The organism is Vibrio sp. PID23_8 (genome assembly GCF_003584965.1).
In the GTDB taxonomy this organism is placed as follows: domain Bacteria; phylum Pseudomonadota; class Gammaproteobacteria; order Enterobacterales; family Vibrionaceae; genus Vibrio.
On the sequence record NZ_LIXE01000002.1, the window covers coordinates 32,453 to 56,246 of the forward strand.

19 protein-coding genes and 4 tRNA genes are annotated in these 23,794 nt (G+C 44.2%); 7 read left to right on the forward strand and 16 right to left on the reverse strand.

Annotated elements, in window-relative coordinates; all coding sequences use genetic code 11:
* Window positions 1-5: 5 nt before the first annotated feature.
* The 3 genes from AK966_RS03960 to AK966_RS03970 form a co-directional block, all read right to left on the reverse strand.
* The gene (locus AK966_RS03960; protein WP_099080855.1) at window positions 6-545 is read right to left on the reverse strand and encodes a TRAP transporter small permease subunit; all 540 of its coding nucleotides are present in this window, start codon (window positions 543-545) and stop codon (window positions 6-8) included.
* A 145-nt stretch (window positions 546-690) separates the two neighbouring features.
* Window positions 691-1,782 (reverse strand): TRAP transporter substrate-binding protein, encoded by a 1,092-nt coding sequence (locus AK966_RS03965; RefSeq protein WP_099080854.1) that lies wholly within the window; start codon window positions 1,780-1,782, stop codon window positions 691-693.
* Between the two features lie 487 nt (window positions 1,783-2,269).
* Window positions 2,270-2,671: a MarR family transcriptional regulator gene (locus AK966_RS03970; RefSeq protein WP_099080853.1), complete on the reverse strand. Its 402-nt coding sequence runs from the start codon at window positions 2,669-2,671 to the stop codon at window positions 2,270-2,272.
* A gap of 304 nt (window positions 2,672-2,975) precedes the next feature.
* On the opposite strand from AK966_RS03970, the gene AK966_RS03975 reads away from it, so the two are divergent.
* Window positions 2,976-3,641, forward strand: a complete 666-nt coding sequence (locus AK966_RS03975) for a DUF2982 domain-containing protein (RefSeq protein WP_099080852.1) — start codon at window positions 2,976-2,978, stop codon at window positions 3,639-3,641.
* A gap of 31 nt (window positions 3,642-3,672) precedes the next feature.
* On the opposite strand, the gene AK966_RS03980 is transcribed toward AK966_RS03975, so the two are convergent.
* The 6 genes from AK966_RS03980 to gyrA all read right to left on the reverse strand — a co-directional run bounded on the left by AK966_RS03980 (window position 3,673) and on the right by gyrA (window position 11,827).
* Window positions 3,673-4,329, reverse strand: a complete 657-nt coding sequence (locus AK966_RS03980) for an MBL fold metallo-hydrolase (RefSeq protein WP_099080851.1) — start codon at window positions 4,327-4,329, stop codon at window positions 3,673-3,675.
* Between the two features lie 96 nt (window positions 4,330-4,425).
* Complete coding sequence (locus tag AK966_RS03985; RefSeq protein ID WP_099080850.1) at window positions 4,426-4,974, reverse strand: YcbK family protein; 549 nt, start codon at window positions 4,972-4,974, stop codon at window positions 4,426-4,428.
* Between the two features lie 172 nt (window positions 4,975-5,146).
* Entirely contained in the window at window positions 5,147-6,691 is a 1,545-nt protein-coding gene (locus AK966_RS03990; protein WP_182852600.1) for a murein L,D-transpeptidase, read from the reverse strand.
* A 426-nt stretch (window positions 6,692-7,117) separates the two neighbouring features.
* Window positions 7,118-7,765, reverse strand: a complete 648-nt coding sequence (gene ribA, locus AK966_RS03995) for a GTP cyclohydrolase II (protein WP_172438186.1) — start codon at window positions 7,763-7,765, stop codon at window positions 7,118-7,120.
* A gap of 577 nt (window positions 7,766-8,342) precedes the next feature.
* Window positions 8,343-8,642: a cytochrome c-type biogenesis protein CcmH gene (locus tag AK966_RS20400; RefSeq protein ID WP_119463578.1), complete on the reverse strand. Its 300-nt coding sequence runs from the start codon at window positions 8,640-8,642 to the stop codon at window positions 8,343-8,345.
* 554 nt (window positions 8,643-9,196) lie between these two features.
* Window positions 9,197-11,827, reverse strand: coding sequence for a DNA topoisomerase (ATP-hydrolyzing) subunit A (gene gyrA / locus AK966_RS04010; RefSeq protein WP_119463579.1), 2,631 nt, complete (start codon window positions 11,825-11,827; stop codon window positions 9,197-9,199).
* Window positions 11,828-12,136: 309 nt separating this feature from the next.
* Here gyrA and ubiG point away from each other — a divergent pair, with 309 nt between their 5' ends.
* The 4 genes from ubiG (at window position 12,137) to yfaE (ending at window position 17,102) form a co-directional block, all read left to right on the forward strand.
* Complete coding sequence (ubiG, locus tag AK966_RS04015) at window positions 12,137-12,844, forward strand: bifunctional 2-polyprenyl-6-hydroxyphenol methylase/3-demethylubiquinol 3-O-methyltransferase UbiG (RefSeq protein ID WP_119463580.1); 708 nt, start codon at window positions 12,137-12,139, stop codon at window positions 12,842-12,844.
* Between the two features lie 484 nt (window positions 12,845-13,328).
* Entirely contained in the window at window positions 13,329-15,611 is a 2,283-nt protein-coding gene (gene nrdA / locus AK966_RS04025; protein WP_119463581.1) for a class 1a ribonucleoside-diphosphate reductase subunit alpha, read from the forward strand.
* A gap of 79 nt (window positions 15,612-15,690) precedes the next feature.
* Window positions 15,691-16,824: a class Ia ribonucleoside-diphosphate reductase subunit beta gene (nrdB, locus tag AK966_RS04030; RefSeq protein WP_099080844.1), complete on the forward strand. Its 1,134-nt coding sequence runs from the start codon at window positions 15,691-15,693 to the stop codon at window positions 16,822-16,824.
* Complete coding sequence (gene yfaE, locus AK966_RS04035) at window positions 16,824-17,102, forward strand: class I ribonucleotide reductase maintenance protein YfaE (protein WP_099080843.1); 279 nt, start codon at window positions 16,824-16,826, stop codon at window positions 17,100-17,102. Before nrdB ends, yfaE begins: the two co-directional genes overlap by 1 nt.
* Before the next feature lie 72 nt (window positions 17,103-17,174).
* Here yfaE and AK966_RS04040 read toward each other — a convergent pair whose 3' ends face one another.
* A complete protein-coding gene (locus AK966_RS04040; protein WP_119463582.1) occupies window positions 17,175-18,407 on the reverse strand; it encodes a CinA family nicotinamide mononucleotide deamidase-related protein in 1,233 nt (410 codons plus the stop codon).
* Between the two features lie 198 nt (window positions 18,408-18,605).
* Between AK966_RS04040 and AK966_RS04045 the strand changes: the two genes are divergently transcribed.
* Entirely contained in the window at window positions 18,606-19,508 is a 903-nt protein-coding gene (locus AK966_RS04045; RefSeq protein WP_099080841.1) for a DUF3943 domain-containing protein, read from the forward strand.
* 210 nt (window positions 19,509-19,718) lie between these two features.
* Window positions 19,719-20,231, forward strand: coding sequence for a glycine cleavage system protein R (locus AK966_RS04050; RefSeq protein ID WP_099081003.1), 513 nt, complete (start codon window positions 19,719-19,721; stop codon window positions 20,229-20,231).
* A 226-nt stretch (window positions 20,232-20,457) separates the two neighbouring features.
* On the opposite strand, the gene AK966_RS04055 is transcribed toward AK966_RS04050, so the two are convergent.
* The 6 genes from AK966_RS04055 to uvrC all read right to left on the reverse strand — a co-directional run bounded on the left by AK966_RS04055 (window position 20,458) and on the right by uvrC (window position 23,794).
* Window positions 20,458-20,533 (reverse strand) — tRNA-Gly (locus AK966_RS04055).
* Between the two features lie 11 nt (window positions 20,534-20,544).
* Window positions 20,545-20,631 (reverse strand) — tRNA-Leu (locus tag AK966_RS04060).
* A 78-nt stretch (window positions 20,632-20,709) separates the two neighbouring features.
* Window positions 20,710-20,785, reverse strand: a tRNA-Gly gene (locus AK966_RS04065).
* A gap of 4 nt (window positions 20,786-20,789) precedes the next feature.
* Window positions 20,790-20,863, reverse strand: a tRNA-Cys gene (locus AK966_RS04070).
* Window positions 20,864-21,357: 494 nt separating this feature from the next.
* Window positions 21,358-21,915: a CDP-diacylglycerol--glycerol-3-phosphate 3-phosphatidyltransferase gene (gene pgsA, locus AK966_RS04075; protein WP_099081002.1), complete on the reverse strand. Its 558-nt coding sequence runs from the start codon at window positions 21,913-21,915 to the stop codon at window positions 21,358-21,360.
* 46 nt (window positions 21,916-21,961) lie between these two features.
* Window positions 21,962-23,794, reverse strand: coding sequence for an excinuclease ABC subunit UvrC (gene uvrC / locus AK966_RS04080; protein WP_099081001.1), 1,833 nt, complete (start codon window positions 23,792-23,794; stop codon window positions 21,962-21,964).

The window sequence follows — 23,794 nt, forward strand, 5'->3', positions numbered from 1 at the left end:
TCCTTTTACGACTTACCGTTATTACCGGCATAGATAAGATGAGGGTTAACAATTTTGTTGATAGAGTGCAGCAGCAATCCCACGCCACTGATCGCCATAAACAGGAATGACAGTGGGATCATCGCCTTAATGATCCAGCGATATGGTAAGCCTCCAGGGTCACCCGACGTTTCCCCTAGTGCATAACTCTCTTTGGCAAAATCAATTCCATACCACGCCACCAGCAAACAGAAAGGAAATAGAAAAAGTAACGTGCCCAAAATATCGATAATAGATTGCGCTTTGTGTGATAGACGCTCATAGAAAATATCGACGCGAACATGACCGCCAGACTTAATTGCGTATGGCACACCCAACAAAAATACAGCGGAGAATAAGTGCCATTCCATCTCTTGAAAAGCGATGGAGACATCATTAAACACGTAACGCATCACAACGTCATACACCACGTTCGCTAATAACAAAATGAACAAGATACTGGATAACCACCCTAGAAAATCTCCAAAGCGGTTAAAGATTCGCTCAATATAAATAAGGCTTCTCATTCCTGACTCCATGGAACGTGTAGAAAGGCTCCACAGCTTGAGCTTGTGGAGCACTTTCATTTCTTATTATCTTCCCTAAGAGGATAAGTTTTTCTTGGGCTTCGCTAGCGGGCTAAACCGTGTGGGTTTAACCAGTCTGATGAAGTTATTGTTGAGCTTGGCTGTTTAGGTAAGCTCGATGAGAGATGTCAGACCAAGGGCGTACTTGCCCAATGTAGTTCGCTTGAGACTCCTGAATCTCTTTTGCTAGCGCATCTTTCGCTGCATGATCTTTTAACAGACGCTCATTCGCTTCACGAAGTGCAGAGATGACTTCTGGCGGGAAGTCCTTCACTTGAACATCTGGGTATTCCGATTGAATTGACGCCCAGTTCTTACCGCTTTCATGCTTAGATTGAGTATACATGTCATAAGCCGCCGCTTTCATCGCCACTTGTAGAATGGCTTTCAGATCATCAGGCAGACGCTCCCAAGTCCGCTTATTCACTAGGAATTGCAGTTCCGTACCTGGTTCATGCCAACCGGTGTAGTAATATGGTGCAATCTTGTGGAAGCCCATACGTAAATCTAAAGATGGTCCTACCCACTCCAACGCATCAATCGTACGACGCTCTAATGAGGTGTATAACTCTCCCGGGGCAATATTGGTTGGTTTCGCGCCTAGCTCAGCAAGGATTTCACCCGCAAAGCCTGGAATTCGCATTTTCAGACCTTGAAGATCATCCACAGACTTGATTTCTTTCTGGAACCAGCCCCCCATCTGAGTATCGGTGTTACCACCTGGGAAGGAAAGTAGGTTATGAGGTGAGTAAACCTTCTCCATCAACGCCATACCGCCACCGTAGTAGAACCATGCATATTGTTCAGTCGGCAGCATACCAAAAGGCATAGAGGTAAAGTAAAGCGTGTTAGGAACTTTACCTTTCCAATAATAAGACGCCGAGTGGCCCATATCGTATTGACCGGATTTCACCATGTCAAAGACCCCTAGCGGCGCTTTATGTTTGTTTGCAGAATCAATGCGAATCTGAAGGCGTCCATTTGACATTTCCTCAGCCATTTTCGCCATGTTTTTGGTCGCCTCCCCAAAGATTGGGAAATTGGGTCCCCAAGTTTCCGCCAATTTTAGGCGATACACTTTATCCGCAGCAGTCGCAGAAGTGGTCACAAATGTCATTGCAGCAACCACTGCGGTTGCTTTAAGCACTCGTTTGAAAGATTTTTGGATAAGACTCATCGTTTACGTCCTTTGTCACCAAGGTTATTGTTGTCATCCATTTCGTAAGGGTTGGGGGCAGTATAGCCCCCCCATGACTTCAAGATGCAGGATTCACAGCGCTGTCTTTCTTACAGAGCCCTATATCTCAAGGTTACTTGGCTATAAGGATTAAACATTGAGCGCTAATTCGAAATGGGCATGAACACGCAAGCCGTACCAAGTAAAAACAATACACTCGCCGTTAGTATTACGTAATAGTACGTAGGAGATACTAAAAATAATTTCTATAACCAATCAATATCAACGAGTTAGTAGCAGGACAAGATGAAGCAATATAGGTCTATACGTACGTAGTTTTCTGGGAAAGAATTTACACAGTATTTAAGAAAATGTGACAAATGACAGATTGATATCGCTAAACTGCGACAATCTAGAATTCGTGGGATTTCGAGAAAAAAAAACCCCGACCGAGGTCGAGGTATTAAAAACAGGATTACAGCGGTAATTAAACTGCTTTATAGATAACTTTGTTACCTGCCAACTGCTCTTTTTGAACTAGGTTTTCTTCAAGAAGCTTCTTCAGCGCGCCAGTAGCCCATGATGCCGCTTTAGTGTCTTCTTGACCTGCTGCTAGGCCGATACCCTTAGGGTTGATGCCTTCAGCGTTTGCCGCAACGATGTCAAATACTTGTTGTTGTTTAGGAGTGAGTGCTACCTCAACCGTTTTTACTGCTGCTACTTTCTTCTCAGCTACTGCTTTCTCAACAACAGCTTGTTCAGCAACAGGCTTTTCTGCTTTTTCAACGACTGGCTTCGCTGCTTTTGGTGCTGCAGCTAGGTTGGTTACTGTCGCTTTAATGCGTTTTTGCAGTTTCATCTGCACTTTACGCTTATGAGCAAGTCTCATTGAATATTTCTCCAGTTCACTGCATCTCAGCAGGGATGAAAATTTGAAGCGCGTTTTATACCAAAATTCCCGAGCGATTTGTAGGTTTTCGCAGCGAAACGCAATGAAAAATGCGCTCCATGTATAGAACGTCTACTATTTAAGCAAATAACTTGTGAACCGTTTTATTAAATACTGGGTATAAAAACAGAGGTATTTATGTCGTGTTGACAAAATTGAACTGCGAAAGACAACACGCCTTTGAACTCAATGTGAAACGCTTTGAGTCACGAACCTAACGCCACCGTCCATCGAGGTTCAAAGTATGAAAACACAGCATATCACCAACTCGCAATTCCAATTTGACGCCCCCATAAACAAACTGATCATGCTCTTGGTCGTCATCATTACGCTATTTCTCGTCTTCATTGCCCCTGGATGGAAACAAGCGATGCTATCCGTTACTCTGATGGCGCTTATTGTTGGCTTTGCCGTAATGATGATTAAAAAGAGCCAAGTTTCCTTTACGCTCACCGCTTCCCATTTTCAGCAACACTTATTCAAAGGCGGTTGGGTGGTGCGTTGGAGAAACATTGACTCAATTGGTATTTGCACCTATCAACAGGATGGCTGGCATCAACCGCTGCCATGGGTTGGCATTCGACTCAAACACTACTCACCCTACCTCGATGCCATTTGTCCACGTATAGCAACAGAAATACTGTTGAGCCAAAGAGCCTTATTATACCTCGGTGCAAAGCAGAACCACTGTGAAACTCAATTTGAAGACATGGTGTTAGATCCAGCGCCTTACATCAGCAAAGATGGGAGGCAATATAATGGACTACTCGCGATGCTAGCTAACCGAATGAAGTACCAAAGGAAGTTTCATGGTTACGATGTGTTTATTTCGGCTGGTGATTTAGACAGAGATGCGGAAGCGTTTATTGGATTGGCTCGACGTTATTTAGCGGCCGCCGAGCCGGAATAGTGCGAGATTATATTACGTTAATGTAAGTGTCTCAGTAGATAGGCATCTCATCAGCAACAAACGGGTTGGTCTTTCGTTCATGTCCAAACGTAGACTGTGGTCCGTGGCCAGGAACAAACGTCACGTCATTACCCAGCGGCCACAACTTTTCTTTAATGGAGCTGATCAGCGTATTGAAATCACCTTGAGGGAAATCAGTGCGCCCAATGCTGCCATTAAACAAAACATCACCAACAAAGGCTAAACGTGATTCTTCACTGTATAGCACAACGTGGCCAGGCGTGTGACCTGGTGTATGGATCACATTCAATGTTTGATTACCAAAAGTGACAGTGTCACCATCATTCAGCCATTCATTCGGCTCAAATGCTTCTGTTAGTGGGAAGCCAAACATTTGGCTTTGACCTTCCAAGCCCTGAAGCCAGAAGTTATCCGCTTTATGAGGGCCAACAATTTCAGTACCGCCAAGCAATGCAGATAGAGGCTCTGTACCTCCAACATGGTCTAAGTGCCCATGAGTTAGTACTAAGTTCACGACATCAACACCCAGCTCTTTGATCAGCGCCGCGAGTTGCTTTTCATCACCACCAGGATCAACCACGATACCTTTCATGGTTTCATCACACCAGACGATAGAACAGTTTTGAGAGAAAGATGTCACAGGAACAACTTGGTACTTCAGAGCCATAGATAACCTATATCGAGTAAATTTGCATAAAAACTGCTGCAACTATGACACTAACCTTTTGGGACTTCAAGCTTTGAACAATACCTTGCCGACCGCCTACCAAGAACGGACTGCACCCGTATCGATATGCACGAAGTTACTGCCAGGATAGTACCCCACACCACCCGCTTTCAAACTCAACGCGGCATCGCGAACTGTTGAGAGTTTGACGCCATCTAAACGGAAATCGATCGCTTTGCCTTCCATGTGCATGCTTTTCTTTGCCACACCCGAAGAACGATTACGTAGAGATGCGTTCGTTGTTGGAGATCGATAGCCTGAAATAATAATTACTTCTGATTGTGTACCAATCGCCTTCTGAATTTGGGTAATTTGATCGAATAAGCGTCGGTCTATTGGATGGACTTCATTCCGACGGTGATCACGACAGAATCGATCCAAACGCTTAAGCTCTGCATCAACATAGCCGTTGCCATCGAAGTAGCAAGACTCAAGCAATTCACCCGTGTTCAAATTGTTCATTGCAAGCACTCGAGGTGCATCTGGAAGTGAAGCCCATGAAAGGGTTGGCATTGCAGAGGCAACAACGATACCACCAACGGTCATCTTAAGAAAATCACGACGGGAAAAATTACGACTTACCATTTTAAAAATACTGCTCAATCAATGCACGAACAGCGGACATTACCGAAACCCATTTGCCACGTCAAACGCATAAATGGGGCTCAGTTGTCACATTTTGGCTGGATTATTTGTTTAGTTCTTGAACAATAAATGAATTTTCAAAATTGTAACAATAATTACTAGTGTAAGTTGATTACCCCTGATCGTCGTATTGATATATATCATCGCGGTAGTAAAGGGTTCCCTCTTCTAACCATGCTGTCTGGTAAATGATATGTACTTGGATGCGCTCGCCCAATGGCACCGACGTGTTCGAGCGCCGTTTACTTTCACGCTTCTTAGCAAGTCGCTCTTCCAGACCTTGGGTCTTAAACAAGAGTTCAGCCAATTGATCTGCATTTTCAACTCTCACGCAACCAGAACTAAATGCTCGACGATCTTTCTCAAATAGGTTTTTACTTGGAGTGTCATGTAGGTAGATGGCTTTTGGATTAGGCATATTGAACTTGTACAAACCTAACGCATTATTCGCTCCAGAAGACTGTCTCATTCGATAAGGGAAGCTTCTTGGATTGACAGCCGCCCAATTGATAGTGGTTGGATCGATAATTTCTCGAGAGGTCCACGAGCGGATGATCTGGATATTATTCTGCACTAGGTACATAGGGTTTCTTTTCACCTTAGGAATGATGTCCTTCACCATAATTTTCCATGGTACATTCCAGGTTGGATTAAGAATCACCGAATCCAAGGTACTGGTCATGATTGGGGTTTTCCTTGTTGTACGACCTACAACCACTTTCGACTCAAACAAAGGTTGACCATCATGCCAATACGTCACCTCATACCCAGGCACATTCACAAACACCACGTTATCACGCTCTTTCGCCCAAATCCTTGAACGTTCAGCGTTTAATGCAAGTGAATGCAAACGCTGCCTTGGTGAAAAGTTGATCCAACGCCTAGTGTTAGGGCCGATCACACCATCTTGCTTCAAGCCATGAATACGTTGGAACTCTATCACCGCAAGCTCCAAGTTCTCATCATACTGTAGCGTGTCAGGATTGAGATAACTAACATCCACCCCAGCGATAGCCAACCGATCGAGTAACGCGACCTTATCATTGATCGGATCTCCTAAACGAATGAGACCTTGTTGTGTATAAAGGGGATACGCAGCCTTTGCATGTTCAGATAAGGCGTAAAAAGCCGTATTAAAAGCCTCGTCCATTTGGAGGGGTGAACGAAGCCCTTCTAAAAATTGATTGAGTTTGCCAACGGTGATCTCATTGCTGAGTTTTGACAACGTTTCTAAACTCGGTGCTGGAAGGTTTACATGTGCTTTGCCTGCAAACAGCCAATTAAGCCCTTCTTCTGGTAACTGTTCGAGATAGCTTAAGTACATAAGCAATGAATCGGTCATGACCAAATCAAAATCAAGCTTATCTCCTTGCTCTCGCACACTTTCAATGCGAAGCAGTTGATCGTCAAATTCCTTGGTCACATCGGCTAACGAGGCCAACCTGATTTGAAAAATAAGCCGCTCTACATCATCTCTGCTTTCCCAGTTCAGACGATAGTTAGTCATTTGGTACAACTGTTCGATAACATCCGGATAGTGGATCATCTTTTCAATAGACAACTTCTGAACGACCCCCGCTTGTTCGGTCTGTGCGGAAGCACCGTGGGAAACCACCGTTGAATCGCTGTAAAACGACACCATAAGTGCCATCACCATTAGAGATCTAGCAAACACTGGAATGATCCTTACCCTACCTGCCATAAAAAAAGTATGGCAAATATCTCACGGCTTGCTGCGTTAATAGTAAGAACCTTAAAACGATATCGGCACCTACGTGCTCAATTGACGCTTAATCAATTATCTATATGAGTCATTTTCGTCCAATGATTATCCCGTTGTACGCCACTTACACACTTAAACTGCCGAAACGGGTTCACATTCATGGTGAACTCTTATCTTCCTATCATTTCCTGCAGGCCCTGACGTAAATCAGTAACGAGCTTGCTATTCGAATTATCTTCCCCTCACAAGATGATTCAGATTTGTTTCAACCTGATGGGGTTGTTAGCCTCGCTGTACAAACACAAAAAAACCTCACATAAGTGAGGTTTATAATAAAAATGGTTAAATATAGCCACAGCGTCAGACCTTAAGATGGTGCTTACCGTGAGAAACTTTTGCTTTTAGATAGTTTTCATTGCCATCTTTAATATGTGCCGAAGTATTAATTACTTCTTCAATCTCAATACCGTATTGTGACAGCTCTCTGATCTTTTTAGGGTTGTTAGTTACAAGACGAATTTTGCTTACCCCTAACGCTTTTAACATTTGAGCCGCTTCAGTAAAGTCACGTAAGTCATCATCAAAACCTAGGTGGTTATTAGCTTCGTAGGTATTCATACCCTGGCTTTGAAGACGATATGCGTCAATCTTGTTGTATAGACCAATGCCGCGCCCTTCTTGGCGTAGGTACAGAATAATGCCACCAGATTTCCCCATACGCTTAATGGTTTCTTCTAGTTGCTCGCCACAATCGCAGCGTGAAGAGTGAAACACGTCACCAGTCAGACACTCAGAATGCATGCGCACTAGAGGGATATCTTGCATTTGATCAGCCTGTTTGAAGATAACTGCTACATGCTCTTTGTCTGTTTTTAGGCCATTAAAAGACAGGATTTCAGCATCGATATTACTTTTAGCCCCGACTTTAAATTCTACTCTGGCACGAACTTCCGCCATATCTACACTCACTCGATTTATTGCTTGATGCATTTTCGTTATTGCATTCATGGGATTGCTCTCATCTGCCTTTCAAACATGGGGATTGATACCTCATTTTTCAATATTGGGACCACTATGAGAGTTATTCTTATTTGGCATTTTGGTCAATCTTCAACTGAAACATGACTAATGGCCGACTTAATAATTGTTATAATATAACATTTACGATGAACTACAATAAAAAAACCCCAGACAAAAATGCCCAGGGTTTGCAATGCGCTTAATTGAAACCAAATCAGTGCTTCTGGTTGCGTTTCCAGACAACTAACTCAATCCAAACGGCTTCAAGTTCTTGTATTTCCTCGTCAGTCAATACAGCGAGAGACGAAGTGACTTGTGGCAGTGTCGGTGCCTGCAATGCACGAATCTGCGAATAAAAATCCTTTTTTAATTGCGATATAACTGGATCCACTGCGTACACCTACCTAACTCTTTATTACATCTCTAGCTCAATTTATCGAGTTTTATATCACTGGAGCTTTCTAAACTTTTGGCAAATGATAACATTCTGTTCGTTATTCGCACAATTTATTTCTAATACTGGAATTATAATCACATTAATCAAACTTAATCATTCTGAGCTAATTTAGTACATAAAGATCAAAAAGATCCACAGGATGTCTTTGAGATAATTGAAAAAGCGGACGATACAGAACAATATTTCGATATTATTCCGGCAGCGGCTCCTCAATTTATCCAGCTTAGCTCGGTTCGCGTTTGATTCAACTGCGTTCTGGTTTTGACACTGTAGGCAGCACAATGCCTTGAATAACATAGTGATCTTCTGTTGAAATTCAACCGAATGGAATTCGAAAAGGTCGAATTTATGCCCAATATCACTCGAATTTTTAAAATTTGAAAATGGGATAAAAAAGCAAAATGTAATATTAAATCGATACGTCTAAGTACCCTAAAAATATATCATTAAATCGGTTATCTTCGGTTATCTCACCCCGGTATTTGATCAACGCCATTCTATTCTGATCAATCAAGAAAGTTCTAGTGTTACTATTACTTCCAATTCTATGATAAGTCCTTTTTTTTTGGATACTACTCACCTCTTGCTATCGGTTCTCTTTAGAGCTCAGATAATTTCATGTCGCGAGATTTTAATCGCGATAATTCAAACCGATTATCTGCCGTACTAAAGAAAAGGCTAGCGAACTAAAACAACATGAACGGAACGGTATTATTGAGAATTGGAGGCTGCCGCTGACCGCACAGCCTAAGCGCGAATGAAATTCCGTTATCTACTTGCAACTAAGGACGCAATGCACACCCTTTGTTTATGATCGAGTTAATAACTAGTGACTGCGCACTCTAGATGTTGCCTTACATGTGGTCGTGTTTTGAGAATTTTCCCATCCGGACGAGTAACGATACAAAGAAGCCGAGCATATTGCTCGGCTTCTTAATTTATTGATTAAAAAGAAGAATTAATTACTCTTCTTCAGTACCTTTCGGTGCGTCGTCTGCTGAAGGCGCTTCAGGTGCTTGCCCCTCTGCATTCACTTCAGCTTCCTCGCCTTCTGACAATTCGACTTCTTCAACTTCATCGATACGTTGTAGACCAACGACAGACTCGTCAGTGGCGGTGCGGATTAGCGTCACACCTTGGGTATTACGACCGACTTGGCTCACTTCCGCAACACGTGTACGGACTAGAGTACCAGCGTCGGTGATCATCATCATCTCGTCGCCTTCTTCTACTTGAACCGCGCCCACTACCGGACCGTTACGCTCAGAAACTTTGATAGACACAACGCCTTGAGTTGCACGACCTTTAATTGGGTACTCAGCCAGCTCGGTACGTTTACCATAGCCGTTCTGTGTAACAGTCAGAATATCGCCTTCGTTTGAAGGAACGATCAGAGACACTACTTGGTCGTCATCTGCTAGTTTCATACCGCGAACACCAGATGCGGTACGGCCCATTGCACGGACTTTGTCTTCGCTAAAGCGAACGACTTTACCAGCTTTAGAGAACAACATAATATCGCTGTTACCCGTTGTGATATCAACACCGATTAGGGAGTCATCATCACGTAGGTTCACTGCTATTAGGCCGTTTGAACGTACGTTCGCAAACTGATCAAGCGAAGTCTTCTTAACGGTACCATCGCCAGTTGCCATAAAGATGAACTTATCCGCGCTAAACTCAGAAACCGGCAGAATAGCAGTGATGCGCTCGCCGTCTTCAAGAGGTAAGATGTTTACAATTGGCTTACCACGAGCAGTGCGACTCGCCTGTGGCAATTGATAAACTTTCAAGCGGTACGTCTTACCACGAGTAGAGAAACACAAGATGTTATCGTGAGTATTGGCAACAAGCAGACGCTCGATGTAATCCTCTTCTTTCATCTTAGTTGCACTCTTACCTTTACCACCACGACGCTGAGCTTCGTAGTCGCTTAGTAGTTGGTACTTAACGTAACCTTCGTGAGACAGCGTTACAACAACATCTTCACGAGCAATCAGTTCTTCGAGGTCGATGTCATGGCTAGCCGCTGTAATTTCAGTACGACGAACGTCACCAAACGCATCACGCACCGTTTCTAGCTCTTCGCGAATGACTTCCATCAAACGCTCAGTACTTGCAAGAATGTGCATTAGCTCAGCGATTTCATCGAGAAGTGCTTTGTATTCATCAAGAATCTTCTCATGCTCTAGACCCGTTAAACGGTGTAGGCGAAGTTCTAGAATCGCTTGTGCTTGAGTTTCGGTTAGGTAGTACTGACCATCACGGATACCGTATTGATCTTCTAGCCATTCAGGACGAGCGGCATCAGTACCTGCACGCTCAAGCATTGATGCAACGTTACCAAGATCCCAACCACGCGATACCAAGCCAACTTTTGCTTCTGCTGGTGTTGGTGCGTTTTTGATTAGCTCAATAACTTCATCAATGTTTGCAAGCGCAAGCGACAGTGCTTCAAGGATGTGCGCCCGCTCACGTGCTTTACGTAGTTCGAAGATAGTACGACGAGTCACCACTTCACGACGGTGGTCAACGAAGCACTTCAACATCTCTTTCAGGTTGAATAGCTTAGGTTGGCCATTGTCTAGCGCAACCATGTTGATACCGAAAGTCGTTTGCAGCTGAGTTTGTGCGTAAAGGTTGTTTAAAACCACTTCGCCCACTGCATCGCGCTTACATTCAATCACGATACGCATACCGTCTTTATCAGACTCGTCACGTAGCGCACTGATGCCTTCTACTTTCTTATCTTTAACAAGCTCAGCGATCTTCTCAATCAAGCGAGCTTTGTTCACCTGGTATGGGATTTCAGTGACGATGATGGTTTCTTTACCATTTTTCTCCACTTCAATTTCCGCTTTAGAACGCATGTAGATTTTGCCGCGACCCGTTTTGTACGCGTCTACAATGCCTTTACGACCGCTGATAAGCGCCGCTGTTGGGAAATCAGGACCAGGAATGTAATCCATCAGCTCATCAATAGTGATTGCTTCATTATTGATGTATGCAAGACAGCCATCGATCACTTCGCCAAGGTTATGTGGCGGGATGTTGGTTGCCATACCTACCGCGATACCAGAAGAGCCGTTTACCAGTAGGTTAGGAATTTTAGTAGGAAGAACCGCCGGGATCTGCTCAGTACCATCATAGTTAGGTACATAGTCTACGGTTTCTTTATCTAGGTCAGCCAGAAGTTCGTGGGCGATTTTCGCCATACGTACTTCGGTATAACGCATTGCCGCAGCAGAGTCGCCATCGATCGAGCCAAAGTTACCTTGGCCATCGACCAACATGTAACGCAGTGAGAACGGCTGAGCCATACGTACGATTGTGTCGTACACAGCGCTATCACCGTGTGGGTGATATTTACCGATTACGTCGCCGACAACACGGGCTGATTTTTTATATGGTTTGTTCCAATCGTTGCCTAGTACGTTCATCGCGAATAATACGCGGCGGTGTACTGGTTTTAGGCCATCACGCACATCTGGAAGAGCACGACCCACGATTACAGACATCGCGTAGTCTAGATATGAACCTCTAAGCTCATCTTCAATGTTTACGGGCGTGATCTCTTTAGCTAAATCGCTCATAGAGCCATTATCCCTCTATTATCTGATCGTAATTACGATACGTGTAAGGTGCAAAAATATAACACACAATTCATCAGTGGGGCATCACTTTCCCTCTCCTTTTATCAGGTTGTGAGCTCGGTTAAGCATCAAATGAAGAGAATTTGCACACTCATCCCATATCTTTCTGATAACTGACTACATTTCCACCAATCTGCGGCAAAAATGCTGCTTACTGTAATGGTAAGAAAAGAAGCTGTTTTAACGTATCGTACCATTGGAGTATAATCCCGCATTCCAAAGGACTATTAGCGAAGCGATATAACTATCATGACTAAAGCACAAAACGTCGACCCTAGTGAAATTAAGAAATTCGAAGAGATGGCTTCTCGTTGGTGGGATTTAGAAGGCGAGTTCAAACCACTTCATCAAATCAATCCGCTTCGCTTGAACTACGTCCTAGATAAAGCCAATGGTCTATTTGGCAAAACAGTTCTTGATGTCGGCTGTGGCGGCGGCATCTTGGCGGAGAGCATGGCGAAAGAAGGCGCTATCGTTACTGGTTTAGATATGGGTAAAGAACCACTAGAAGTCGCTCGTTTGCATGCCCTAGAGACAGGTACAAAACTTACTTATATTCGCAGCACCATTGAAGACCATGCGGCAGAAAACGCGGGGACTTATGATGTGGTCACGTGTATGGAAATGTTAGAACACGTCCCTGACCCACTCTCTGTGATTCTATCTTGTGCCGCATTAGTCAAACCTGGCGGTCACGTCTTCTTTTCTACTTTGAACCGCAACGTGAAATCTTACCTATTCGCGATTGTCGGTGCAGAAAAACTGCTCAAGATTGTCCCTGAAGGGACACACGATCATGAAAAGTTCATCAGACCCGCTGAAATGATGAAAATGATTGACCAAACCGACCTGACAGAGATAGGCATTACTGGGTTGCATTACAACCCACTTAATGACAGCTACAAGCTCGGGCACAATGTGGGTGTAAACTACATTGTGCATACGACAAAGTACTAAACGGAATGGCTTGCAGTAGATAACAATATCGACACAAAATGAAAAAGCGGTGGTTAAAGGCCACCGCTTTTTAACGTTTATTTACAGTGAGCCATCCTTTAAATTCGCATTTCATTTTCACTTTTTTCGCTAATAAAAATTATCAAAGATCAAGGAAAATATTTTTACGTGCGGTTATTTATAAACCGATCTCAAAACCGTTTTTTTTCCCATTCAAGTCCGACCTTTCCTCATCGGTTAGTGCACACTTACTGATTTTTTTCTTTTCGCTAGTTATCCACAAGTCATCCCAAACCTGTTCCTTGATAATTTAGGTTAATAGCACTATCTTGTAACCCGAAAACAATTTAACCCCTACATCTTGTGTTTCAGCTACAATATGTAGATAGACTTTGATCACAAAGCCGCCGCAAATTTTACAAGTTTTGCACATAAACCAACAAAAATACGGCTTTTATCAGTTTTCTTAGGGAAATAAAGCAGAATGAACCAAAAACTTACCGTCACTAAGCGTGATGGCCGCAAAGAAAGTATCGATCTGGAAAAAATTCACCGCGTCATCACATGGGCAGCCGAAGGTTTGAACAACGTTTCTGTCTCTCAGGTTGAACTGCGTGCGCACATCCAGTTTTACGAAGGCATCACCACGTCCGACATCCACGAGACAATGATTAAGTCTGCTGCGGATTTGATCTCTGAAGATACACCAGACTACCAGTACCTAGCTGCACGCCTAGCGGTGTTCCACCTACGTAAAAAAGCGTACGGCCAATATGAGCCACCAGCGCTGTATGATCACGTGTCTCGTCTTGTTGAAATGGGTAAGTACGATAGCCACATTCTGGAAGATTTTACCAAAGAAGAATTAGACGAGCTTGATGCGTACATTGACCACAAGCGCGACCTTGATTTCTCTTATGCGGCAGTAAAACAGCTAGAAGGTAAGTACTTCGTTCAGAACCGTGTTTCTGGGGCAATCTACGAGAGCGCTCAGTTCCTTTACATTCTTGTGGCTGCTTGCCTGTTCGCAAAATACCCTAAAGAGTCACGTCTTGAGTACATCAAGCGATTCTATGACGCGACATCAACATTTAAGATTTCTCTACCTACACCAATTATGTCTGGTGTACGTACGCCTACTCGTCAGTTCAGCTCATGCGTACTGATCGAGTGTGGTGACAGCCTTGATTCAATCAATGCGACAGCAAGCTCGATCGTTCGCTACGTATCTCAACGCGCGGGTATCGGTATCAACGCCGGTCGTATCCGTGCACTAGGTTCTGAAATCCGCGGTGGTGAAGCATTCCACACGGGTTGTATTCCGTTCTACAAATACTTCCAGACTGCAGTAAAATGTTGTTCTCAAGGTGGTGTTCGTGGCGGTGCAGCGACGGTGTTCTACCCATTATGGCACGGTGAAGCTCGCTCACTGATGGTGCTTAAGAACAACCGTGGTGTTGAAGAGAACCGCGTTCGTCACATGGACTACGGCGTTCAGTTGAACAAATTAATGTACCAACGCTTGGTAGAAGGTGGCAACATTACGCTATTTTCACCATCCGACGTACCAGGTCTATACGACGCATTCTTCGAGAACCAAGAGCGATTTGAGCGTCTATACGTTCAGTATGAGAACGATCCTTCAATCAAGAAAGAAACGGTTAAAGCAATCGAAATGTTCACGCTGCTAATGCAAGAGCGTGCATCAACTGGTCGTATCTACATTCAGAACGTGGACCACTGTAACACTCACAGCCCGTTTGACTCTGAAGTCGCGCCGGTTCGCCAATCTAACCTATGTTTAGAAATTGCACTGCCAACTAAGCCACTGACGAACGTTGAAGACGATTCAGGTGAAATTGCGCTATGTACGCTTTCTGCGTTCAACCTTGGTGCAATTAAGTCACTGGATGATTTAGAAGAGCTTTCTGAACTGGTTGTCCGCGCACTTGACGCCCTGCTTGATTACCAAGATTACCCACTACCAGCGGCGTACAAATCGACAATGAACCGTCGAACTCTTGGTGTTGGCGTGATCAACTACGCTTACTATCTAGCGAAGAACGGCGTGAAGTACTCTGACGGCAGTGCAAATGGCCTGACGCACCGAACATTCGAAGCGATTCAATACTACCTATTGAAAGCATCGGTAGCACTAGCCAAAGAACAAGGTAAGTGTCCATCATTTCATGAGACAAACTACGCCAAAGGCCTATTACCAATCGACACTTATAAGAAAGATGTTGACCTGATTTGTGACGAACCGCTGCACTACGACTGGGACAGCCTACGCAAAGAAATCGTTGAGCACGGCCTGCGTAACTCAACACTCACCGCGCTTATGCCATCTGAGACATCTTCTCAGATCTCTAACGCAACAAACGGTATTGAGCCACCACGTGGTTACGTGTCAGTAAAAGCATCGAAAGACGGTATCCTTAAACAAGTTGTACCAGAGTTCACAGCACTGAAAGACAACTATGAACTGCTTTGGAATATTGGTTCGAACAACGGTTACCTGCATCTTGTAGGCATCATGCAGAAATTTATTGACCAAGCGATTTCTGCTAACACAAACTACGACCCATCAGGTTACGAGAGTGGCAAGGTTCCAATGAAGAAACTGCTTCAAGACCTGCTGACGGCGTACAAGTACGGTGTGAAAACGCTTTACTACCATAACACTCGTGATGGTGCGAAAGATGACCAGAAAGACGCAGTTCAACCACAAGATGACGATTGTGCAGGCGGCGGTTGTAAGATCTAATCTTCCCCACCCTAACAATCCATAAAACAGACTATCGACCCTCCCCTCTTTGGGGAGGTCTAAAAGGAATTGAGGCATTATGGCTTACAGTACTTTTAATCAGAATAAAAACGACCAACTAAAGGAACCAATGTTCCTAGGTCAATCTGTAAACGTTGCTCGCTACGACCAGCAAAAATTTGAAATTTTCGAAAAACTGATTGAAAAACAACTATCTTTCTTCTGGCGTCCAGAAGAAGTAGACGTATCGAGTGACCGTATCGATTACAACAAGTTGCCAGATCATGAGAAGCACATCTTCATCTCAAACTTGAAGTACCAAACGCTTCTAGATTCAATCCAAGGTCGCAGCCCGAACGTAGCACTGCTTCCTCTGGTATCTCTACCTGAGCTAGAAACGTGGATTGAAACTTGGTCTTTCTCTGAAACAATTCACTCTCGTTCATACACGCACATCATTCGTAACATCGTGAATGATCCAAGCATAGTATTTGACGACATCGTTGAGAACGAACACATCCTTAAGCGCGCGAAAGACATCGCTCACTATTACGATGACTTGATCCAAGCGACAAACGATTACCACCGTTACGGCGAAGGTAACCACGTTATCAACGGTGAAACGGTCAAAGTCAGCCTGTACGATCTGAAAAAGAAACTGTACGTGTGTCTGATGTCTGTTAACGCGCTAGAAGCTATCCGCTTCTACGTGAGCTTTGCTTGTTCTTTTGCTTTCGCTGAGCGTGAGTTAATGGAAGGTAACGCGAAAATCATCAAGCTAATTGCACGTGACGAAGCCCTTCACTTGAGCGGCACACAGCACATGATCAACTTGCTACGTAACGGCCAAGATGACTTCTCGTTTATGCAAATCGCAGAAGAAGCAAAACAAGAGTGTTTTGACCTATTCAAACAAGCGGCAGAGCAAGAGAAAGAGTGGGCAGAGTACCTATTCAAAGACGGTTCAATGATCGGTCTGAACAAAGACATCCTGAGCCAGTACGTTGAATACATCACCAACATTCGTATGCAAGCCGTTGGTCTACCTATCGCATACCCTGGTGCAACAAGCAACCCAATCCCATGGATCAACGCTTGGTTATCATCGGATAACGTTCAGGTAGCACCACAAGAAGCGGAGATTTCTTCTTACTTAGTTGGTCAGATTGACAACGAAGTAAGCGCAAACGACTTCGAAGGATTTGAGCTGTAATGCCAACCATCAAAATCAACAAACTCGTCAGTATTGAGTCCAATCCTTCCAATACGATTTTGGAGACAATGGAACAAGCGGGCTTATTGCCTGAATACAACTGTCGTGATGGTCACTGCGGTGCTTGTCGTTGTTCGCTGGAATCGGGCGAAGTGGAGTATGTTGGTTTTGCCATGGCTTATACTCAGCCAGACGAAATTCTGCCTTGTATTTGCAAAGCGAAATCCAATATTTCGCTAAGGGGTGTGAACTACGCGATGAAAGAAAAACGCGCATAAATTCAACCTGAAGAATACAAAAAAGCCAAGACAATTGCCTTGGCTTTTTATTATCTGCAATTGGCAAGTGGCTCAAAGTACACTGCTTGGGATGAACATCTCTTTCATTTTTTCCAAAAACGCATAGTGACCAAACATTGGTTTTCGCTCTAAATAGCGTCGCAACATATCAAGCGCTGCGGCACTGATCACCTTTACCTGATCATCGCGTGAGTACTTTCTCGATAACTTGTACAACACGCTCCACTCTCCAGTTGAAGTGGAAAGCGCAACGGAAAACACGCCGTCTTCAATTTTTCCGGTAACCAACGCTAAGTCTGTTCCGCATTTCTCGCGCGTTGCCCCTGCAAGAGCAAACGTAGCGGCAAGAGGATCGCCGTCATCCATCAGCATCTGGTTGTGGCCAGACAACACCCATCCGTGGCCGAATTGTCTTTCAGCATTTTCATTACCATTGAGCCAGTAGGTTAAATACCCTGCGCTGCTCTTCTCTGACACGGATAACGTAAGCGCCTTGTCCACCAGCAACTGACCAATATGCTCTACCATCGGAACATCGATACTCACGGTATTACCATCAAGGTGCTTATGGATGATCTGCATCAACTTCGTGCGTTGTTCTATTTGATTCGAAGGCCCAAACAGCTTTACTTCAATAAATGGCAAATAAGAGCGGTAGCCAAATTCATAACCTTGCGGCAGCTTCATTTGATCCAACTTATCTGAAATACCCGACTCAGAAAGACCAAAAGTGTAAAAACGGCTGCATGTCGCACTTTCCACTTCTGGATAGTGTTTTTTCAAGTCTGGCAGAATTTGTGTTTCTGCCATGAGCTTAAACTCACTAGGAACACCTGGCGTGAAGTAAAACAGTGCATCATTAATCAACATCTTAAAGCCACAAGCCGTACCGATCGGGTTATCTAAAATCACGGCCGTTTCCGGTAACATGGCTTGCTTCAAATTGCTGTCTGGCATTGGGATGCCACGTCGAGCGTAGATGGCTTCCAATTGCTCAAGCCACTGTTTGAATAATACCAACTTACACTCTGCCGCTTTTGCTGCTGCGGCAGCGCTCATGTCATCGGTAGTTGGCCCTAAACCGCCGTTAACAATCACAACGTCATTGTTAAAGCTGAGCATTAAGAGCTCTTCAATCAAACTCGATAACTTATCACCAACCGTCGAGCGTTTGGTTAAGCCAAATCCATGTTGATAAAACACGCTCGATAGCCAAGCTGCATTTGTATCAACAATATCACCGTGAAGAATCTCTTCACCGGTACTAAGCATTGCTATTTTCACCACTGACTCCAAAAAATAAGCACAACGTCTTTCAATAAAGAGGGGCCTATATCACTTTCTTATTATTCAACTCATTTCTCATGCGAATTTGTTGAGATTAAATCAAGGACAAGTATTTAAATGGCTGTTCTTTTAGGAGATAATTGAGAGTTCGATCATCAAACTAACAACTCGGAGACCTCTGTGTCAAAATCATCCATGTTCAAGAAAACGCTCTGTGGTCTTGTTCTAACAGCGTCCGCTGCGGCAAACGCAAATCAGTACGACCTGAGCAATCACATCGAGTTTTCTTACACGCCTGATTGTCTGTCAGGTTACTGCGAAACGACCACGCTGTACACCTTCGAATCTCAAAATCGTCGTGTCGCTTTTGAACAAAATAATGATGATTCTCTTAATCTTGATGCGGGTATGCAACCAAAACATCTCATTGTTCCGCAGGACAAAGATTGGGATTACTTAATGGGGCAAACCTACACGATTCTAGGATTGAGTGTTGCCACTGTCGGTTTGATGACCTTTCTGCCAGAAAGCATCACGAAGTGGGACGAAGAAGATCGCGACATGAGCAAGTTAGGCAGCAAGTGGAAAGATAACGTTTCTGCGGGTCCGGTTTGGGATCGAGACGAGCACTTCCTTAACTACATTATGCACCCATATTTTGGCGGGGTTTACTACACCGCGGCTCGCCATGCTGGCTACAACGAATTTGAGTCATTCTTATATTCAGCAACCATGTCCACGTTCTTCTGGGAATACGGCGTAGAAGCTTTTGCAGAAGTCCCTTCTTGGCAGGACATCTTCATCACGCCGTTCTTTGGTGCTGTTGTGGGTGAAATGATGCTAAGCACTGAGCAAGCAATCATCGCCGATGGTGGTGAAGTTATGGGTTCGGAGACAATGGGAGATGTATCACTGTTCTTCCTTAACCCTGTTGGCCACATTCATCACTGGGTAACTGACGCTTGGGGCGGAAGTGCAGAACTGCAATTTAGTTCATCACCTTGGTTTGGTAATCAAGATGCTGCGAAATTCGCGCTGGATGCCGGTGCAAGTTTCGATCGCCAATTCTACGGTGTTGAAATGAAGGTCACGTTCTAGAAAGTGATGTAAAGAAGCAGCCAATTGGCTGCTTTTTTTGTGCCCAGAACACTGTTTTCATCATTTGCTTCACGAATTACTGTGAAAAATTGACCTTCATCAAACATAACCCCTTCCTAACACCTACACTGAAATAAAGGACTTATTCCAATAGCTTAAGCGCTGCGTAGATGCGTGCCGCGTCCAAACCTTACTCCATGAGGGGACATTATGAACACTGTATTTATCGTAAATTTCGTCGGTCAGGCGTCGCCTGCAACCATCAAACAGCTCGCAGCTGTAACACACGAAAATGGTGGCAAATGGTTGATAAGTAAAGTTAATTTCATTGAAGATCAAGTCGCCGGCGTGATCAAAATTGAGCTTCCTGAAGAAAACGTCGACACCGTAAAAGACGCGTTTTCTGCTTGCCAAACCCTAGTAGTGAAGTTCGTCGACTCTGGCGCTCACTCTCACTGTGAAGAAACGATATTCCAGCTACGCTTAGATGCCAATGACCGGGCGGGTATCGTCAATGAGATCACTCATGTGCTTGATAGCCAAGGGATCTCTATCCTCGATATGGACTGTCAGCGCGTATTCATCGCTGGCGGCGGTGGTATAAGCTCAAGTTTATTCAGCGCAAAACTGGCCATCAGACTGCCAAGTGAACTTGAACTTGATGATGTGGTGAATGAGCTTGAATCACTCAGTGAAGACACCCGAGTCATCATAGAAAGTTAATTGGTGGCATTCACACATAAAAAAGAGCAGCTTTACGCTGCTCTTTGTCTATTCAAGCCAAGTAAACTGATGATTACTTCAATGTCCATTGAGAAAGTGAACGTTTGAAGTCTGTAACGAAGCTATCCGCGATTGTAACCATCAAGATCGATCAAATACTCATTTAAATTGAAATTCAGGAACTGCAGGTATGAAAAAGCCCAACATAAATGCTGGGCTTTAAATCTGGAGCGACACACGAGGTTCGAACTCGTGACCTCAACCTTGGCAAGGTTGCGCTCTACCAACTGAGCTAGTGTCGCAGATTTTGAGATGGTGCCCCGGGCCGGACTTGAACCGGCACAACGCGAACGTCGAGGGATTTTAAATCCCTTGTGTCTACCAATTCCACCACCAGGGCACACAAATATTCTTTGTGATGCCTTTACAGAAAAGTAAAACACCATCTGATACCGCTTAATGCCATATCATTTTAATTTGGAGCGACACACGAGGTTCGAACTCGTGACCTCAACCTTGGCAAGGTTGCGCTCTACCAACTGAGCTAGTGTCGCAAAATGGAGGCGCCTCCCGGAGTCGAACCGAGGTCCACGGATTTGCAATCCGCTGCATGGCCACTCTGCCAAGGCGCCTTCGTAGTGAGTAAGTTAACTTAACTCACCACCCTTTCAAGCTAAGCTCTCTGGGGTACGGAGTGCATTCTACGGATTCACACGAACGAGTCAACACTATTTTTAATTTTTTGAATCGTTTGACTATAAATTATGCGAAAGACGGTAAATTGCTTAGTTTTAATACTGTTAAAATCCAAAATACACTTGTTTATCATGAATTTTGAACTACCGAACATCCTGAACTATAGCATTCACCGCCAGCCCAACGATACACAACCCCTAGTTTGGTCATGCATAAACGTTGTAATTGCCTAAAACTAGATTTAGTTCACATTTGTTACTTAACCTCCACTCGAGATAAGTACCCCTACAATCCTCTAGCTGTTATGCGCTGATGTTTACTCTATTGTCACCCTGATAGGCTTTGCTTACCCCTAGCTCAGATAATGAGTCAAAAAATAAAAAAGCAGGTGATGAGCCTGCTTTCTATAAGTGTTTATTGAAAATTCTGATTAATGATTTTCTTCATTGAGTAGATCGTCTTTTGCCGCCGCTAAGTATTGAACCATTGACCAATAAGTCAGGAAGGTAGCGATGTACAGTGCACCAAAGCCTAGCCAAACCATCCAATCATCGTATCTCCAAATCAGAACCCAAAGTGCAAACATTTGTGAAACGGTTTTGACTTTTCCGACCCAAGAAACCGCGACACTAGCACGCTTACCGATTTCAGCCATCCATTCACGCAATGCGGAGATAATGATTTCACGCGCAATCATGGTCACAGCGGGGATCGTTACCCAAATAGAATGATAATGTTCGGTGATTAGAATCAATGCCGTCGCAACAAGCACCTTATCCGCAACTGGATCAATAAACGCACCAAAGCGAGAGGTTTGGCCTAACTTGCGCGCTAACATACCATCTAACCAATCGGTAAAGCCCGCAACCCAAAAGACCATTGCTGCCGTAAACGGGGCCCAAGAGTAAGGTAGATAGAAGACAACCACGAAAACTGGGATTAAGAGCAGTCTAAGTAGAGACAGAATGTTCGGGATATTCAAAGGCATTTTATTATTCTCTTACACATTGCGTGTTAATGTTGCGGGATTTTTCTTATTGTTTCAATGCTTGAAAAATAATTTCTGCCAAAGAATGGCTAATTCCCGGTACTTTGGCGATTTCTTCGACACTTGCACGCTTCAACTCCTGTAATCCCCCCATATATTTAAGCAAAGCTTGGCGACGTTTGGGTCCTACGCCTTCAATTTCTTCTAACGCACTGGTTCTTCGCGTTTTTCCTCGCTTGGCTCTGTGGCCTGCAATGGCGTGGTTATGGCTCTCATCTCGGATGTGTTGAATGAGGTGTAGTGCTGGTGCATCGCTTGGCAAGTTAAACTCATCACCATCTACGGTTATTAAGGTTTCAAGACCGGGCTTTCGTGTCACACCTTTGGCGATACCAATCATAATTGGGCGCTTAGGCCAATCACCCCAATGTCTAGCGATGATCTCATGTGCTCGGTTCAACTGCCCTTTACCACCATCAATGAAAATAATGTCTGGAATTTTTTCCACATCCAGTTGCTTGGAGTATCGACGCTCCAGTGCTTGTCCCATAGCCGCATAATCGTCACCGCCGGTAATGCCGGTGATATTATAACGACGGTACTCCTGTTTAACCGGGCCTTCGCTGTTGAAAACCACACAAGAGGCGATGGTACTTTCACCCATGGTGTGCGAGATATCGAAACATTCCATACGACTGATAGATTCCACACCCAGCACTTCCCGTAACGCTTTAAAGCGCTGGTTAATCGTCATCTTGTGATTAATCTTAGTCGTGATTGCTGTCAGAGCGTTAGTATTAGAGAGTTTAAGGTAACGACCACGAGAACCTGAAGGTGATGTATGGAAATGCACCTTGCGCCCTGCTACATCGCTCAGCGCCTGTTGTATTGGCGCGATATTTTCACCTAAGTCTTGATTCAAAATGATACGAGTAGGAATGGTACGCATTTCATTGTGGCTCAAATAGTATTGAGTTAGGAAACTATCGAACACTTCTTGCTGGCTGGTATTGTGTGGAATCTTAGGAAAATGGCTACGGCTACCAAGCACTTTGCCCTGGCGAATCATCAAAATATGAATACAAGCCACGCCCTTCTCTTGGGCAAAGCCTAAGACATCCATATCATCCATACTGTCTTCCGATACGTACTGCTGCTCTTGCACGCGTCGGATCGCTTGAATCTGATCTCGAAACTTAGCGGCATCCTCAAATCGAAGTTGCTGGCTTGCGTTTTCCATCTTTTTAATCAGTTGTTCGAGAACTTGCTTATCTTTTCCTTGCAGAAACAAACGAACAAAACCCACCAACTCGGCATACTCTTGATCCGAAATAATGGTGCTGACACACGGTCCGGAACAACGGCCAATTTGATACATCAAACATGGTCGAGTTCGATTTGAATACACCGTATCCTCACACTGACGGACCGGAAAAATCTTTTGCAAAAGGTGTAACGTTTCACGCACTGCGCCCGAGTCTGGATACGGTCCAAAATATTCCCCTTTACGCTTTTTTGCCCCACGATGCATAGACAATCGCGGATGTTTATGACCACTAATAAAAATATATGGATAGGATTTGTCGTCACGTAAAAGTACGTTGTATTTGGGGAGATATTGCTTAATGTAGTTGTGCTCTAAAATGAGCGCTTCCGTTTCGGTGTGGGTCACCGTGACATCAATTTTAGCAATATTACTGACGAGGGCGCGCGTTTTCTCACTGTCCACTTTTTTGCGGAAGTAGCTCGAGAGGCGCTTTTGAAGATCTTTGGCTTTGCCAACATAAATAACCACCGCCTCGGCGTTATACATTCGATAAACGCCGGGCTGATGAGTTACTGTTTTGAGAAAGGAAGCCGAATCGAAAGAAAGATTCAC

Coding starts and splice junctions, on each gene's coding strand:
- AK966_RS03960 (WP_099080855.1), bottom strand. CDS start 545: ATGAGAAGCCTTATTTATATTGAGCGAATCTTTAACCGCTTTGGAGAT.
- AK966_RS03965 (WP_099080854.1), bottom strand. CDS start 1,782: ATGAGTCTTATCCAAAAATCTTTCAAACGAGTGCTTAAAGCAACCGCA.
- AK966_RS03970 (WP_099080853.1), bottom strand. CDS start 2,671: ATGAGACTTGCTCATAAGCGTAAAGTGCAGATGAAACTGCAAAAACGC.
- AK966_RS03975 (WP_099080852.1), top strand. CDS start 2,976: ATGAAAACACAGCATATCACCAACTCGCAATTCCAATTTGACGCCCCC.
- AK966_RS03980 (WP_099080851.1), bottom strand. CDS start 4,329: ATGGCTCTGAAGTACCAAGTTGTTCCTGTGACATCTTTCTCTCAAAAC.
- AK966_RS03985 (WP_099080850.1), bottom strand. CDS start 4,974: ATGGTAAGTCGTAATTTTTCCCGTCGTGATTTTCTTAAGATGACCGTT.
- AK966_RS03990 (WP_182852600.1), bottom strand. CDS start 6,691: ATGGTGATGGCACTTATGGTGTCGTTTTACAGCGATTCAACGGTGGTT.
- ribA (WP_172438186.1), bottom strand. CDS start 7,765: ATGAATGCAATAACGAAAATGCATCAAGCAATAAATCGAGTGAGTGTA.
- gyrA (WP_119463579.1), bottom strand. CDS start 11,827: ATGAGCGATTTAGCTAAAGAGATCACGCCCGTAAACATTGAAGATGAG.
- ubiG (WP_119463580.1), top strand. CDS start 12,137: ATGACTAAAGCACAAAACGTCGACCCTAGTGAAATTAAGAAATTCGAA.
- nrdA (WP_119463581.1), top strand. CDS start 13,329: ATGAACCAAAAACTTACCGTCACTAAGCGTGATGGCCGCAAAGAAAGT.
- nrdB (WP_099080844.1), top strand. CDS start 15,691: ATGGCTTACAGTACTTTTAATCAGAATAAAAACGACCAACTAAAGGAA.
- yfaE (WP_099080843.1), top strand. CDS start 16,824: ATGCCAACCATCAAAATCAACAAACTCGTCAGTATTGAGTCCAATCCT.
- AK966_RS04045 (WP_099080841.1), top strand. CDS start 18,606: ATGTTCAAGAAAACGCTCTGTGGTCTTGTTCTAACAGCGTCCGCTGCG.
- AK966_RS04050 (WP_099081003.1), top strand. CDS start 19,719: ATGAACACTGTATTTATCGTAAATTTCGTCGGTCAGGCGTCGCCTGCA.
- pgsA (WP_099081002.1), bottom strand. CDS start 21,915: ATGCCTTTGAATATCCCGAACATTCTGTCTCTACTTAGACTGCTCTTA.